The sequence below is a fragment of the Nocardioides bigeumensis genome, from assembly GCF_039531755.1.
GTDB classification, from domain to species: domain Bacteria; phylum Actinomycetota; class Actinomycetes; order Propionibacteriales; family Nocardioidaceae; genus Nocardioides; species Nocardioides bigeumensis.
The window spans coordinates 290,596-304,253 of record NZ_BAAAQQ010000012.1 but is presented as its reverse complement, the minus strand read 5'-3'; the positions used below and the strand labels follow the sequence as shown (position 1 = coordinate 304,253).

Here is a 13,658-nt window from a genome sequence, read left to right as displayed (position 1 = left end):
TGCCGGGCACGGTGGTGTTGCGGTGTAGTCGTGCCTTCGTGATCTGTGCTGCGCGGTCCCGGTCGGCGCGGGGGTGGCCCCCATTGCCGCGGGCTCGTGAGCGCATGCGAGAGGTGCCGGGCGGACCCAGACACAAGGTTTGAGGCTACTCCGCGCCTAAACCCCGGTCAAAACGCCGGGACGCCCCTGCACCAGCCGCTCGGCACGGCGTACGCCGCGCAGGTACAGCAGGCTCGCGGCAGCCACACCGGCCATGGTCATCAAGCCCCCGAGGATCAGCGTCCAACGAGCCCCGAAGCTCTCGCCGACCCAGCCGACGACGGGCGCCCCGAGAGGCGTGCCACCCATGAAGATCATCATGTACAGCGCCATGACGCGCCCGCGCATTCCCGGCGTGGTGTGCAGCTGCATGAAGGTGTTCGCGGCGGTGATCATCGTCAGCGCCGTCAGGCCCAGCAGCGGGGTCATCAGCGCGAAGGTGAGGTACGTCGGCATCAGCCCGGCGGCGACCTCGATCGCCCCGAAGGTCAGCGCGGCCCCGACGACCAGCCGGTGCCGGACCGACGTGCGGCTCGCGGCCATCAAGGCCCCGGTCAGCGAGCCGACCGCCAGGAAGGTGCCGAGCAGGCCGTACTCCGTGGCGCCCTTGCCGAAGACCTGGGTCGCCATCAGCGCCGAGGTCATCTGGAAGTTCAGCCCGAAGGTGCCGGTGAAGAACACGATGGCCAGGATCAGCATCAGGTCGGGCCGCTCGCGGACGTAGGCCACGCCCTCGCGGATCATGCCGGGCTCGCGCGGCGCCACGTCCGGCGAGTCCAGGCGGCTCATGTCCAGGCCGCGCAGCGCCAGGATGGGGGCGGCGTACGTCAGCGCGTTCAGCAGGATCACCCAACCCGTGGCCTGGGCGCCGCCGCCCAGCGCGCCGATCAGGACGCCTGCTACCGCGGGACCCACCAGGCGCGCGGCGTTGAACGACGCGGAGTTGAGGCCGACCGCGTTGGTGAGGTCGTCCTCGGACACCAGCTCGGAGACGAACGACTGGCGCGCGGGCGCGTCGAACACCGCCGCGGTGCCGAGCAGGAGGGCGAGGACGTAGACGTGCCAGGTCTCCGCCACGCCGGTGACCGCGAGCACTCCGAGGATCGCGGCGGGGACGGCCATGCCGATGTTGGTGAGCTGGAGCAGTCGCTGCTTGGGCATCCGGTCGGCGACCAGACCGGCCACGGGGGCGAGCAGCAGGAAGGGCAGGAACTGCAGGCCGGTCGTGATGCCGAGGGCGGTGCCGGAGCCACCGGACAGCTGGAGGACCAGCCAGTCCTGCGCGATGCGCTGCATCCAGGTACCGGTGTTGGACACCATGCCGCCGGCGGCGTACAGGCGGTAGTTGGCGTTGTGCAGGGAGCGGAACGTCGGGGACAAGATGCCTTTCGCGGGGAGGTTCGGGCCGGTGGTTCGGGCAGTGGTTCGGTCAGTGGGTCAGTCGGTGCCGGCCAGCCGGTCGAGGATCGGGGCGGCCCGGCGCAGGACGTCGCGGTCGTCGGGGTCGAGCTCGGCCAGCCGCTGGGTGAGCCAGGCGTCGCGGCGCCGCCGGTCGGCGAGCACCGTGTCGCGGCCCCGTTCGGTGATCCTGACGACGACCAGCCGGCCGTCTGCGTCGCTGGTGCCGCGCTCGACGTAGCCGTCGTCCTCGAGGCAGTTGACGGTGCGGGTCATCGAAGGCGGCTGCACGCGCTCGCCGCGGGCGAGCTCGCCGACGGTCTGGCCGTCGCGCACCGCCAACGCCCCCAGCACGGCCATGGCCCCGAGGCTGAGCTCGTTGTCGGGGTGCCGCTCGAGGGCGAGCCGCCGCCGCAGCCGCATGACCCCGATGCGCAGCTCGCTCGCTACCCCCGCGTTGGTGCGGGCGACCTTCTCTGACGTCGGCATATCGATAGCGTAACTCATTACCCTTGCTAGGTATTCCTCGTCACGTCCCGCTCCTGGGCGGGTGCCCCGTTTTGGTCCGGCGCCGGGTCGGCTGCGTAGGTTGGGTACGCCGCGTCGACCAGGACCCCGCAGTCACACGAAGGAGCCCAGGACCCGTGACCCGACCAAGCCGTGCTCTCGCGTTCGTCGCGATCGGCGGCGCCCTCACCATCACCGCCGCCTGCTCGGGCGGAGGCTCGGACGAGGAGCCGCCCGCCAGCGAGTCGTCGTCCGGAGTGACCGCGAGCCTGCTGCCGCCGATCGCGCAGGCCGGCGCCGACGTGGCGTCCGCAGACGATGCCGAGGCCGTGATCGCCGCTCGCACCGAGCCCGCCGAGGAGGGCGTCGAGCTCACCCTCGAGCAGGACGCCGGGTCGGGTTGGGAGGAGGTCGGCACCGCGGAGACCAACGCCGCCGGCACGGCCGACTTCGTCGTCAGCGGCGGCACGGACGCGTCGTACCGCGTCTCCGCCGACGGTGGCGCGCCGAGCAAGGTCTCCGGGACGTGGACGCTCGAGTCCGGCGACGAGTTCGACGGCGACGCCCTCGATCCGGCCCAGTGGTACCACCGTGGCGGGGAGTACAACCCCGAGGGCCTGCGCGCCTGCTCGAAGGGATCCCCCGACGCGGTCGACGTCAGCGGGGGCGCGCTGGCCCTCCGCGTGCAGGTCGACCCCGATCGTGCGGGTGAGTCCTGCGAGGCCAAGGCCGCCGACGGCAAGTCCCTCGGACGGTTCCCCTACCGGCTCAACGGGCACGTCGCGAGCACCAAGCTGTTCCGCTACGGCGTCACCGCCGCGCGGATCAAATTCCAGCCCGCACGCGGCCAGCACGGCTCGTTCTGGTTCCAGTCCCAGCTCGCCGCAGCCAACCACGAGGACGCAGCCAGCGGTGGCGCGGAGATCGACGTCGTCGAGTACTTCGGCCGTGACGACGACGACCGCCTGGCCAGCTTCGTCTACTACCCGAGCCCGGACGGCATGGCGAAGGAGGGCGACTGGATCGAGGAGGCGAGCCGCTTCCTCACCGACCAGGACGACGACTGGTACAAGCGCTACCACGTGTTCGCCCTCGAGTGGACCGAGGACGAGTACGTCGTCCGCATCGACGGCCAGGAGGCCTGGCGCACGGACAAGGGCGTCTCGCAGCAGCCCGAGTTCGTCGTGCTCAGCCTGCTCAGCTCCGACTACGAGCTGCCCAAGCTCAAGGGTGCCCCGCTCCCCCAGACCATGTCGGTCGACTGGGTCCGGCACTGGTCCCAGGGCTGACCCGCCCGGCCCGCTAGCCGGCGGCCGCAGCGGGTACGACGTCGGGGTGAACGACTCCGCTGACGACCTCCGCTCACGATGGGGGTCCGCCCGTCGACCCGACCGCCCCTCCGAGCACCCACGACCCGACGGCGCCGACGACGCCACCGTCGCCGCCCTCGGCAAGGTCTCCGAAGCGCTGGAGGCGGTCGAGCACGCTCGCGGTCACCTCTATGCGTTCCACCGGCTCTCCGGGACCGCGGACCTCACCCTGCAGGACGGTGTCGCCCAGCTGCGCGACGCCGGACACGCCGACCTGGCCGACCTGGTCGACGAGGTGCTGGTGGGCCGCGACGTCATCGACGGACGCTGGACCTTCCAGCTGGTCGAGGCGTACGACGCGTCGTACTGGTCGGCCTTCCGGGACGTCGAGGCCCACCTGCGCCAGGAGACCGGGGTCGAGCAGCACACGTACGAGGCGGAGCTGAAGACCCGGGAGCAGCGCGGCGGCAGTCTCGACTGAGCTCGACCACCGGTGGTCGAGCCGGGTCCAGACCCACCGGTAACCTCGGACCGTGGACCTCCACGACGACCAGCCGATGCAGCACGAGATCGGCAACCGCACCTACATCGTGGCCGACGTGGACCCGCTCGACGTCGACGGGGTGCGCACCGTGTCGGTCGGCGTCGGGCTGTGGCTGCTCGGCTTCCTCGCGCTGCTGCCGTTCTACGGCCGCCTCGACGAGGCGGGGCACGGCTGGTGGCTGTGGACCTGCCTGGCAGGGTTCGGTCTGGGTCTCTTCGGCCTGGAGTTCTGCCGCCGCCGCAAACGGGCGCGCGACGAGCTGCGCGCGGCCGCGTCCGACGATCTCGACTGACCGGGCTCGACCGACCAGGCTCGACTGACCGGGCTCGGGTCAGAGCGGGTCGAACTCGTCGTCCCAGTCGTCGAGCGCGTGCTGGGGCAGCGCCTTGGGCAGGTGGCGCTTCTGCAGGGTGACCTCGGAGTGCGCCCCGCACCCGTGGTCGAAGGAGACCACGCGGCCGTCGTCGTTGGCGTTGCCGTTGGCACACACCCCGAAGGACTCGGAGAGCGAGCCCGCCACCCGGATCAGGAAGCCACAGGTCCGGCACGGCTCGGGCGCGGCCTGCGCGAGCGGCGAGTCGGGGCCGCCGAGGCCGTCGTACCAGCGCTGGGCGGCCTGCTCGCGGCCTTCGAGCGAGAGCGTGCGCACCCGGCCGATACCGAGCTCGAAGGCCACGGAGTGCACCTGCGCGACGTCGTCCTCGCTGAGGCCCTCGTCCTCGCCGACGGCGTACGTCGGCACGAGCCGCTCGTCGTCCTCCTCGACCGGGAGCAGGTCACCCGGGGACAGGTCGCCGGGCTTGATGCGCTCCTTGTAGGGCACCCAGGGCGGCGCGACGATCGCCTCGTCGCCGGGGATCAGCACGATCTCGTCGACCGTGACGGACTTCTGCCGCGAGGCCCGCGCCACGGTGACCGACCAGCGCCACCCGAGGTAGCCCGCCCGCGTGCACGCGAACAGGTGGGTGGCGACCCGGTCGCCCTCGACGAGCGCGCCGAGGTGGTCCCCCACGTCGCCTTCGTCGACCTCCTCGACCAGGGCCGCGCGTGCCCGGTCGACGGCACCCACGACGGTCGCGTCGCTCTTGGCACGGGCGGTCGACGCCACAGGGGTCAGGGTCACCGGGAGATTGTCGCTCATCGCGCCACCGCTGTCAGGTCGTGGGCCCGGCCGGCTCGGCGCGTGCCCGGTCCGCGTGCCCTGTCTCGGGGCAGGATGGGGCAGTGACCACGAGCCAGCCGGGGCACCGCCCCGCCGACCCGTCGGGTCGCGAGCGCGCCCGGCAGGCCGGGCGGATCGTGGGGAGCGGCGCGAAGGTCGCCGGCAGGGGTTTCGCGGGCGCCGCCCGGGTCACCGGCAGGCTCGGCCGCGCCACGCTGCGCCAGGCCCGCCGGGGCGCCGAGGCCGAGGGGGCAGGGCAGTCCGGGCTCTCGCGGCTGATCGAGCTGCACGCCTTCAACGCCGCCGGCGACGCGGCCGTCGCGATCTCGCTCGCGGGCACGCTCTTCTTCCAGGTCCCGACCGGTGAGGCCCGCGGCCAGGTCGCGCTCTTCCTCGGGCTGACGATGCTGCCGTTCGCGATCGTGGCGCCGCTGATCGGGCCGTTCCTGGACCGGTTCGCCCACGGCCGCCGTTGGGCGATCGGCTCGACGATGGCGATCCGGGGGCTCCTGTGCCTGGCTCTTGCCGGGGCGGTGGTCGACGAGTCCGGCTGGCTCTTCCCGGCCGCGCTGGGCGTCCTGGTGTCGTCGAAGGCGTACGGCGTCACGCGGGCCGCCGCCGTGCCCCGCCTGCAGCCCGAGGGCGTGAGCCTGGTCAAGGCCAACGCGCGCACGTCACTGGCAGGGGTGGTCGGGGTGGCCGTGTCGGCACCGCTGGCCGGCCTGGCGGCGTACTTCGGGCCCGAGTGGTCGCTGCGCTACGCCTTCCTCGTCTTCGTGCTGGCCACGATCTGGGCGATCCGGCTGCCCCAGCGGGTCGACTCGAGCCTCGGCGAGGGCGAGATGACGCTGCGCGGCAGCGAGCACCCGACGCCCGGACGCAAGGGCCGGCCGCGGATGCGGATCCCGGGCACGGTCGCCTTCGCACTGCGCTCCAACTGCGGGCCGCGCTGGATGTCGGGCTTCCTGACGATGTTCATGGCGTTCCTGCTGCGCGAGAACCCCATCGGCGACTGGCGCCCCGAGGTGCTGCTCGGGATGGTGGTCGGCGCCGCCGGTCTCGGCAACACCCTCGGCATCGCGCTCGCCTCGCTCCTCAAGCGCATCAACCCCAAGATCACCGTCGTGCTCGCGCTCGTGGTCGATGCCGTGATGGCGCTGGTGGCGGCGCTGTTCTACGGGCTGGTGCCGCTGCTGCTGCTCGGTCTCACCGCGGGACTCGCCCAGTCGCTGGCCAAGCTGTCGCTCGACTCCACGATCCAGCGCGACGTCCGCGAGCGGGTGCAGACCTCGGCCTTCGCCCGCTCCGACACCACCCTCCAGCTGGCGTGGGTGATCGGCGGCTTCGTCGGCATCGCGATGCCACTGATGCCGCGCACCGGGCTCGGCGTCGCCTGCGCGGTGCTCACCGCGTGGCTGGTGTTCGTCGTGGCGACCCGACCGGTCCTGGCCGTCAGCGCTCGAGCTCGTCCGCCAGCGCCCTGAGCAGCTTGGCCGCCGGCTTGGCGGACTTGGCGTCGGGGTGCCGGCCGTGCCGGTAGCCCTCGCCGACCGCGTCGAGGAGGCGGATGGTGTCCTCGACGATGGTCGCCATCTCCTCGGGGTTCTTGCGCTTGGCCTGCGCCCGCGCCTCCGCCCGGTTGCGGGACACCGAGGGCGGGTTGTCGAGCACCCGCACCTGCAGGGCCTGCTCGCCACGCCGGCCCTGGGCGATGCCGAACTCCACCCGGGCGCCGTTCTTCAGCGCCTTGGTGCCCTCCGGGAGCGCGTCGGCGTGGACGTAGACGTCGGGGCCGTCCTCCTGCGACAGGAAGCCGAAGCCCTTCTCCTCGTCGAACCACTTCACCTTGCCAGTGGGCACGGTCCTGCTCTCCCTACGTGCGCTGCTCGTCCTGCCGCGGCGGCAGGTGCCCGGCAAGCCTATGTGGCGTGCTGTTGCGGGTGCCAACCCGATAGGCCGGCGCGCGTGGCCACAACCGTTCAATTGCGCGGAAATGGTCGGCCCCGGAGCCCACGCACGGCCACAACCGTTCAATTGCGCGGAAATGGTCGCCCCCGGGACCCACACGCGGCCACAACCGTTCAATTGCGCGGAAATGGTCGCCCCCGGGACCCACACGCGGCCACAACCGTTCAATTGCGCGGGAATGGTCGGCCCCAAAGCCCACGCACGGCCATAACCGTTCAATTGCGCGGGAATGGTCGGCCCGGGTCAGCGCTCGCCCGACACATGACCGTCGAGCCAGGCGGGGAAGTCGACCAGCGACGGCAGCACCACGTCCGTGCCGGCAGCCCGCAGGTCCTCCTCGCTCGAGCCGCCGGTCAGCACCGACACGCTCAACGCCCCGGCGGCGTGCGCACCTTCCACGTCGTGCACGTGGTCGCCGACGTAGACCGACACCCGCTCTGCCAGCAGCACGTCCGCCTTGCCGACGCCCCAGACGCCACCGCCGAGGTGGTCGAGGTCGACGCCGAGGTGGTCGAGGTGCAGGCGGGCGTTGGGGCCGTGCTTGCCGGTGACGACGACGACCCGGCCGCCGTGGCGGCGTACGGCGGCGACGGAATCGGCCGCACCCGGCAGCAGCGACACCGGCTCGATCGCCAGGTCGGGGTAGAGCGCCCGGAACCGCTCGACGGCCGCCGGCACCCGCTCGGCGGGGAGGTAGTCGGCGAAGACGTGGTGCAGCGGCGGCCCGAGCGCTGCGGTGATCTCGGCGATCGCGAACTCGACGCCCAGCTCGTCGCCGAGGACGTCCAGGACGGCGCCGATGCCGGGTCCGGTGTCGATGAGCGTCATGTCGAGGTCGAACCCCACGGCAAGTCGCTCCATGACCTGAACCGTAGGACGGTCGTTTGAACCGAGGGGAACGGGGTGCCACCATGACCGGCCTGCGCGAGTATGGACAGTTCACCGGAGAAGACGATCATCACTGTGGCCCGAGGAGGTGCGCGATGAAGAGGTCGACCCGTGTGTCGCTGACGTCCGCGCTGGTCCTGGCAGCCGCGTTGGCCTCCCTCGCGCTGCCCTCGAGCACCGCCCGGGCCGCGGACGACTCGAGCCTCTACCTCGTCGCCCTCGAAGGGCCTGGCGTCACCGGCACCGGCGGCCGTGAGACCGGCACCGCCACGCGGGCGCGGCTGCTCGCCGAGCAGGACGCGACCCTCGCCGTTGTCGGGGCAGCGGAGCCGGTCTACCGGTGGACCGAGGCGCTCAACGGGTACGCCGTGGCCCTGACGCCCGGCCAGGCCACCTTGCTGGCGGCCGACCCGGCCGTGGCGCTCGTGGAGCCCAACGAGGTCCGCGCGCTGGCCGCCGCGCCCGGGCGGCAGGGCACTGGACCGGGCACCGGGGCAGCGCCCGGGTCGGCGTCCGGGCGCGCCCGCGGCGGCGCCGGCACGGTCATCGGCGTGGTCGACTCGGGGTTGTGGCCCGAGAGCGCGCTCTTCTCGGGCGTGCCGAGGCTCGGCAAGCGCCCGCAGGGATTCCGCGGCACCTGCGCGGAAGGCCCGGGCTGGAGCGCGGACACCTGCCAGCGCAAGGTGGTGGGAGCCCGGTGGTTCGTGGACGGGTTCGGCGTCGACCGGGTGCGCAGCTCGTCGTACCTCTCCCCCCGCGACGACAGCGGCCACGGCAGCCAGGTCGCCTCGATCGCCGCGGGCAACGCCGACGTGTCGGTGCGGGGCAGCGGCGAGACGCTGGGCACCTTCTCCGGCGTGGCGCCGCAGGCCCGCCTGGCGGTCTACAAAGCCTGCTGGACCGCACCCGACCCCGCTGACGACGGCTGCGCCACCGCCGACCTGGTGACTGCGGTCGACGCCGCGGTGGGCGACGGCGTCGACGTGCTCAACCTGTCGGTCGCCGGTCCCGTCGAGGTCGACGTGCTGGAGCGGGCCCTGCTCGGCGCCGCCGAAGCCGACGTCGTGGTGGTGGCCGCAGCCGGCAACACCGGCCGGACGGCGTACGCCGCGCACCCCTCGCCGTGGGTCACCACGGTCGGAGGTACCTCGACGGCGCTGCCGGTCGGCCGGGTCAGGGTGGACGGCGGGCCGACGGTCGAGGGCTCGATGGTGTCGCGCCGACCCCTGCCGCAGGCCCGGATCGTGCTCGGTGCCCGGGCGGCGGCGCCCGGAACCGCGCCGCAGGACGCCGCCCTGTGCACCCCCGGCTCCCTCGACGCGGGCGTGGTCGCGAACGCGATCGTCGTCTGCGCGCGCGGCAGCATCGGCCGCCTCGACAAGTCGGCGGCGGTCGCCAGGGCGGGCGGCGTCGGCATGGTGCTGACCGACACCGGTGGCGGTGGAGCGGGTGTGGCGCTCGACCTGCACGCCGTACCGACCGTCCATCTCGCACGTCGTGCGGGACAACGGCTCGCCGCGCACCTCGCCCGCCACCCCCGGGCCCGCGCTCGGCTGACGCCCGCCCGCGACGTCCGCGGACCGGTCCACGTGCTCCGCTGGTCGGGCGGCGGTGACCCCGCTTCGGCCCTGGTCAAGCCCGACCTGGTCGCGCCCGCCACTGGCCGGCTCGGCGCGCTGCCCCCGCGTCCCGACGGCAACCGGTTCGGCTACCTCACCGGCACCTCGGCGGCCGCCGCCCACGTGAGCGGCGTCGCAGCCGTCCTGCGCACCCGGCACCCCGACTGGTCGGCGGCGGCCCTGCGGTCCGCCCTCACCACCAGCGCCCGTCCCGTCTCCGGCGCCGCGCTGCGCCAAGGAGCCGGCCGTAGTGCCGTCGGAGCCGCGCTCCACAGCCGGCTGGTGCTCGACGTCCCCGCCGGTGACTACCGGCGCTGGCTCGACGGGGACCTGCGGCCGGCCGACCTCAACGCGCCGTCCGTCCTGCTCTCGCGGGCCGGCACGGTCACCCGCACCCTGACCAACCTCGGGTCCCGTGCGAAGTACTTCTCCTCCTCTGCCCGAGGCTTCGACCGCCGCTCGGTGCTGGTCACGCCCGCCGCCGTGACGATCCCCGCGGGTGGGTCCGCGACGTTCACGGTCACGGTGGCCGGGGGGCGGGCCGCCGACGACGGGTACGTCGTGTGGCGCGGCGCGGACGGTTCGCGCTTGCGGCTGCCGGTCGTGCTCTCGCGCTGATTCGAGGGGCAACAACTGCGCAATTGCGCGGGAACGGCGCTCGTGTACGCGGCGAGGCGCGCCATAACGGCGCAATTGCGCGGAAACGGGCCTCACGCGGCCACCCCTAGACCAGGCCGAGCTCCCGCGTCGACTGCTCGCGCATCTCGACCTTGCGGACCTTGCCGGTGACGGTCATGGGGAACTCGGAGACGACCTTCACGTAGCGCGGGATCTTGAAGTGCGCGAGCTTGCCGGTGGCGAAGGCCCGGACTCCGTCTGCGTCGAGGGTGGGAGCGCCGGCCCGGAGCTTGATCCAGGCGCACAGCTCCTCGCCGTACTTGTCGTCCGGGACGCCGATCACCTGGACGTCCTCGATGTCGGGGTGGGTGTAGAGGAAGTCCTCGACCTCGCGGGGGTAGATGTTCTCGCCGCCCCTGATGACCATGTCCTTGATCCGGCCGACGATGACGCAGTAGCCATCCTCGCGCATCACGGCGAGGTCGCCGGTGTGCATCCAGCCGTCGGGGTCGATGGCCTCGGCGGTCTTCGCGGGCTCCTCCCAGTAGCCGAGCATCACCGAGTAGCCGCGGGTGCAGAACTCACCGGGCTCGCCGCGCTCGACCGTGGCACCGGTCTCGGGGTCGACGACCTTGATCTCGACGTGCGGGTGGACGCGGCCGATGGTCGCGGTACGCCGGTCGAGGTCGTCGTCGCCGCGGGTCTGGCAGGAGACCGGAGAGGTCTCGGTCATGCCGTAGGCGATGGCGACCTCGGCCATGTGCATGTCGTCGATGCAGCGCTTCATCACCTCGATGGGGCACACCGACCCGGCCATGACGCCGGTGCGCAACGACGACAGGTCGTGCTCGGCGAAGGACTTCGCGTTCTGCATGGCGATGAACATCGTGGGGACGCCGTACACGCCGGTGCACCGCTCGTCGGCGACGGCCGTCAACGTCACGTCCGGGTCGAAGCCGGGCCCAGGGATCACGATCGTCGCGCCGTGGGTGATGCAGCCGAGGGTGCCCATCACCATCCCGAAGCAGTGGTAGAAGGGCACCGGGATGCAGAGCCGGTCCTCCTCGCTGAAGCCGATCAGCTCGGTCGTGAAGAAGCCGTTGTTGAGGATGTTGCGGTGGCTCAGGGTGGCGCCCTTGGGCCGGCCGGTCGTGCCCGACGTGTACTGGATGTTGATCGCGTCGCCCGGCGCGAGGTCCGCCATTCGCTCGGCCACCGCGTCCGCCGGCACCCGCTCCCCCTCGGCCACCAGCGTCGCCCAGTCGTCGGTGTCGAGATAGACCACCCGCTCCAGGCCGGGACAGCTCAGCCCGACCTCGTCGAGCATGGAGCGGTAGTCGCTGGTCCGGAACGCCGACGCGCTGAACATCAGGCGCAGGCCCGACTGGTTGACGGCGTACTCCAGCTCGTGGGTCCGGTACGCCGGGTTGACGTTGACGAGGATCGCACCGACCTTCGCGGTGGCGACCTGCACGAGGGTCCACTCCGCGACGTTGGGCGCCCAGATGCCGACCCGGTCGCCCTTGGCGATCCCGGCCGCCAGCAGACCGCGCGCGACGTCGTCGACGTCACGGTCGAGCTCGGCCCAGGTCCAGCGTCGCCCGGACGCCACCTCGACCAGGGCCTCACGGTCGGGCCACGCCGCGACCGTCCGCTCGAAGGCCGCGCCGATCGTCTCGTCGAGCAGGGGCGGCGAGGTCTCGCCGGCGGCGTAGGACTCCATCCGCCGAACGTACGCCGACGATCGCGGCACCGGTAGGTTCAGGACACGTGGACACCGACGCGATGCTGCTGATGCTTCAGGAGGTCGCGGACGAGGTGATCAACCCGCGCTTCCGCGCGCTGGAGTCCGACCAGATCCACGAGAAGGCCCCGGGAGACCTGGTCACCGACGCGGACCGCGAGGCCGAGGTGATCATCGCGGCGCGGCTCCGCGCGGAGTTCCCGGACGCTGCCGTGCTCGGCGAGGAGGCGTTCGCCGGCGACCCGAGGTCGCTGGAGCGGTACGCCGCCGCCGAGCATGCCTTCACCATCGACCCGATCGACGGGACCAAGAACTTCGTCCGGGGCTCGAAGGACCACGCCACCATGCTCAGCGAGAGCCGGGGCGGTGAGGTGGTGCGGGGGTGGATCTGGCAACCGCAGCACCAGGCGGCGTACGTCGCCGAGAGCGGCGCGGGCGCCTACCGCAACGGCGAGCGGCTCACCCGCGCCACGCCGGACCCCGAGCCGGCGAGCTGGCGACCGGTGACCTCGCGGCGGCGCTTCGTGGGGCGCGAGCTCCCCGGGTTGCGGGCCTTCGAGCTCACCTGGGTGTGCTGCGGAGTGGACTATCCCCAGCTGGTCGAGGGTGCGGCCGACCTGGTCCTCTACGGCCCGCCGCGCCCCTGGGACCACGCGCCCGGCGGGCTGATCCTGCGCGAGGCGGGTGGCTTCCTCGGCACGCTGGACGGCAAGGTGTACCGCGCTCAGGGGCCCGAGCAGCGCGGGCTGATCGGGGCGGCCGACCAGGCGACGTACGCCCACGCGGTGGGACTGCTCGACAGCCTCTGACGGGCCCTAACCGACGCGGCTGACGGTCATCTCGCGGTCGCCGAAGCGCACGAGGTCACCGTCCAGCAGCGTCGCGGGCTTGCCCGCGGCGAGGTCGCGGTCCACACCCTGACGGACGAGCACAGACCCGTTGGTCGAGCCGCGGTCCATCACGACGAGCACTCCGTCGGGTGCGAGGTGGAACTGCGCGTGCGTCTTGGACAGCGACATGTCGGCCGAGGGCAGCGGGACGACATGACGGACCGGCTCCCCCGGGCGGGGTTCGGGACGCCGCCCGACCAGGCCCAGCCCCTCGACCACGAACGCCTCTCCGGTGTCGAAGACCACCCGCCAGCGCAGCCGGGAGGCCTGGCCGCCGCCACGCACGACGGTGCGCCCGTCCTCCGGTGACGCCGACGGCGTGGTGCGCGCCGGCGGAGCCGGGGCGACGGGCGGGGCGGGCACCGGCGCCGGGCGCACGGGGCGAGGTGCCGGGGCGGGCGCCGGAACGGGCGCCGGAACGGGTGCGGGGGCGGCGGCCACCGGGGGTGCCGGCACCAGGCGCATGGCGGTGAGGTTCACGACCTGCCGGGGGCCGCTGTCCTCGACCTCGACCTCGGCCGGCACCGGGCGTACGTCGACGACGACCGACCCGCAGAGCTGGTCGTGCCAGCCCCGCCGCTGCCGCCCCGGGTCGCTCACCGCCGTCCACGCCAGCGTCGCCAGGCCGAGCCCGAACGCCGGGAGCGTGGCGACCCAGAGGACCGCACCGCGCAGGAGCGCTGGGGCCACCCCGATCGACGCCCCGCTGCCGGCGCGGACGGTGCGCAGGCCGAGCAGCGCCTTGCCGGGGGTGAGTCCGGTCAGCCCCTGGCCCAGCGCGAACGCGACCCCGACGCCCAGCACCGCTCCCACGATCACGGCTACGCCGGTCGCGGTCTCACCCCGGTCGAGGAAGAGCCACCACGCCAGCCACAGGGCGGCGCCCTGCAAGCCCCACGAGACCAGCCGATCGACGGCGAACGCGTAGAAGCGACGGTCCAGCCCCGCGGCCGGGTACGCCTCGGTCATCT

At 73.0% G+C, this 13,658-nt stretch carries 13 protein-coding genes; 6 read left to right on the top strand and 7 right to left on the bottom strand.

Annotation, left to right across the window (positions count from 1 at the left end; translation table 11 throughout):
• Positions 1-156: 156 nt before the first annotated feature.
• Both ABD295_RS13945 and ABD295_RS13940 read right to left on the bottom strand, forming a co-directional pair.
• Positions 157-1,419: an MFS transporter gene (locus ABD295_RS13945; RefSeq protein WP_344304365.1), complete on the bottom strand. Its 1,263-nt coding sequence runs from the start codon at positions 1,417-1,419 to the stop codon at positions 157-159.
• A 57-nt stretch (positions 1,420-1,476) separates the two neighbouring features.
• Entirely contained in the window at positions 1,477-1,926 is a 450-nt protein-coding gene (locus ABD295_RS13940) for a MarR family winged helix-turn-helix transcriptional regulator (RefSeq protein ID WP_344304364.1), read from the bottom strand.
• 155 nt (positions 1,927-2,081) lie between these two features.
• On the opposite strand from ABD295_RS13940, the gene ABD295_RS13935 reads away from it, so the two are divergent.
• The 3 genes from ABD295_RS13935 to ABD295_RS13925 are packed head-to-tail and all read left to right on the top strand — an operon-like array spanning position 2,082 to position 4,090.
• On the top strand, positions 2,082-3,233 hold the full coding sequence (locus ABD295_RS13935) for a glycoside hydrolase family 16 protein (RefSeq protein WP_344304363.1): 1,152 nt from the start codon (positions 2,082-2,084) through the stop codon (positions 3,231-3,233).
• Positions 3,234-3,279: 46 nt separating this feature from the next.
• Positions 3,280-3,735: a hypothetical protein gene (locus ABD295_RS13930; RefSeq protein ID WP_344304362.1), complete on the top strand. Its 456-nt coding sequence runs from the start codon at positions 3,280-3,282 to the stop codon at positions 3,733-3,735.
• A 52-nt stretch (positions 3,736-3,787) separates the two neighbouring features.
• Complete coding sequence (locus tag ABD295_RS13925; RefSeq protein WP_344304361.1) at positions 3,788-4,090, top strand: DUF2530 domain-containing protein; 303 nt, start codon at positions 3,788-3,790, stop codon at positions 4,088-4,090.
• Positions 4,091-4,129: 39 nt separating this feature from the next.
• On the opposite strand, the gene ABD295_RS13920 is transcribed toward ABD295_RS13925, so the two are convergent.
• Positions 4,130-4,921, bottom strand: a complete 792-nt coding sequence (locus tag ABD295_RS13920; protein ID WP_344304360.1) for a DUF3027 domain-containing protein — start codon at positions 4,919-4,921, stop codon at positions 4,130-4,132.
• Between the two features lie 101 nt (positions 4,922-5,022).
• Here ABD295_RS13920 and ABD295_RS13915 point away from each other — a divergent pair, with 101 nt between their 5' ends.
• Positions 5,023-6,444, top strand: coding sequence for an MFS transporter (locus ABD295_RS13915; protein ID WP_344304359.1), 1,422 nt, complete (start codon positions 5,023-5,025; stop codon positions 6,442-6,444).
• Here the strand turns inward: ABD295_RS13915 and ABD295_RS13910 are convergent.
• Together ABD295_RS13910 and ABD295_RS13905 are read right to left on the bottom strand one after the other, a co-directional pair.
• Positions 6,413-6,820, bottom strand: coding sequence for a cold-shock protein (locus ABD295_RS13910; protein ID WP_344304358.1), 408 nt, complete (start codon positions 6,818-6,820; stop codon positions 6,413-6,415). The two genes, ABD295_RS13915 and ABD295_RS13910, sit on opposite strands and share 32 nt — an antisense overlap.
• Positions 6,821-7,171: 351 nt before the next feature.
• On the bottom strand, positions 7,172-7,789 hold the full coding sequence (locus tag ABD295_RS13905; protein WP_344304357.1) for an HAD family hydrolase: 618 nt from the start codon (positions 7,787-7,789) through the stop codon (positions 7,172-7,174).
• 122 nt (positions 7,790-7,911) lie between these two features.
• Between ABD295_RS13905 and ABD295_RS13900 the strand changes: the two genes are divergently transcribed.
• Entirely contained in the window at positions 7,912-10,053 is a 2,142-nt protein-coding gene (locus ABD295_RS13900; protein ID WP_344304356.1) for a S8 family serine peptidase, read from the top strand.
• Between the two features lie 106 nt (positions 10,054-10,159).
• Here the strand turns inward: ABD295_RS13900 and ABD295_RS13895 are convergent, their stop codons facing one another.
• Positions 10,160-11,776: an AMP-binding protein gene (locus tag ABD295_RS13895; RefSeq protein WP_344304355.1), complete on the bottom strand. Its 1,617-nt coding sequence runs from the start codon at positions 11,774-11,776 to the stop codon at positions 10,160-10,162.
• Positions 11,777-11,823: 47 nt separating this feature from the next.
• Here ABD295_RS13895 and ABD295_RS13890 point away from each other — a divergent pair, with 47 nt between their 5' ends.
• A complete protein-coding gene (locus tag ABD295_RS13890) occupies positions 11,824-12,606 on the top strand; it encodes an inositol monophosphatase family protein (RefSeq protein ID WP_344304354.1) in 783 nt (260 codons plus the stop codon).
• 6 nt (positions 12,607-12,612) lie between these two features.
• Here the strand turns inward: ABD295_RS13890 and ABD295_RS13885 are convergent, their stop codons facing one another.
• Complete coding sequence (locus tag ABD295_RS13885) at positions 12,613-13,656, bottom strand: RDD family protein (protein WP_344304353.1); 1,044 nt, start codon at positions 13,654-13,656, stop codon at positions 12,613-12,615.
• Positions 13,657-13,658 lie beyond the last annotated feature (2 nt).

Bases quoted from the DNA above. Each gene is read 5' to 3' on its own strand.
- ABD295_RS13885 (WP_344304353.1), bottom strand. From the start codon at position 13,656: ATGACCGAGGCGTACCCGGCCGCGGGGCTGGACCGTCGCTTCTACGCG.
- ABD295_RS13905 (WP_344304357.1), bottom strand. From the start codon at position 7,789: ATGGAGCGACTTGCCGTGGGGTTCGACCTCGACATGACGCTCATCGAC.
- ABD295_RS13895 (WP_344304355.1), bottom strand. From the start codon at position 11,776: ATGGAGTCCTACGCCGCCGGCGAGACCTCGCCGCCCCTGCTCGACGAG.
- ABD295_RS13940 (WP_344304364.1), bottom strand. From the start codon at position 1,926: ATGCCGACGTCAGAGAAGGTCGCCCGCACCAACGCGGGGGTAGCGAGC.
- ABD295_RS13900 (WP_344304356.1), top strand. From the start codon at position 7,912: ATGAAGAGGTCGACCCGTGTGTCGCTGACGTCCGCGCTGGTCCTGGCA.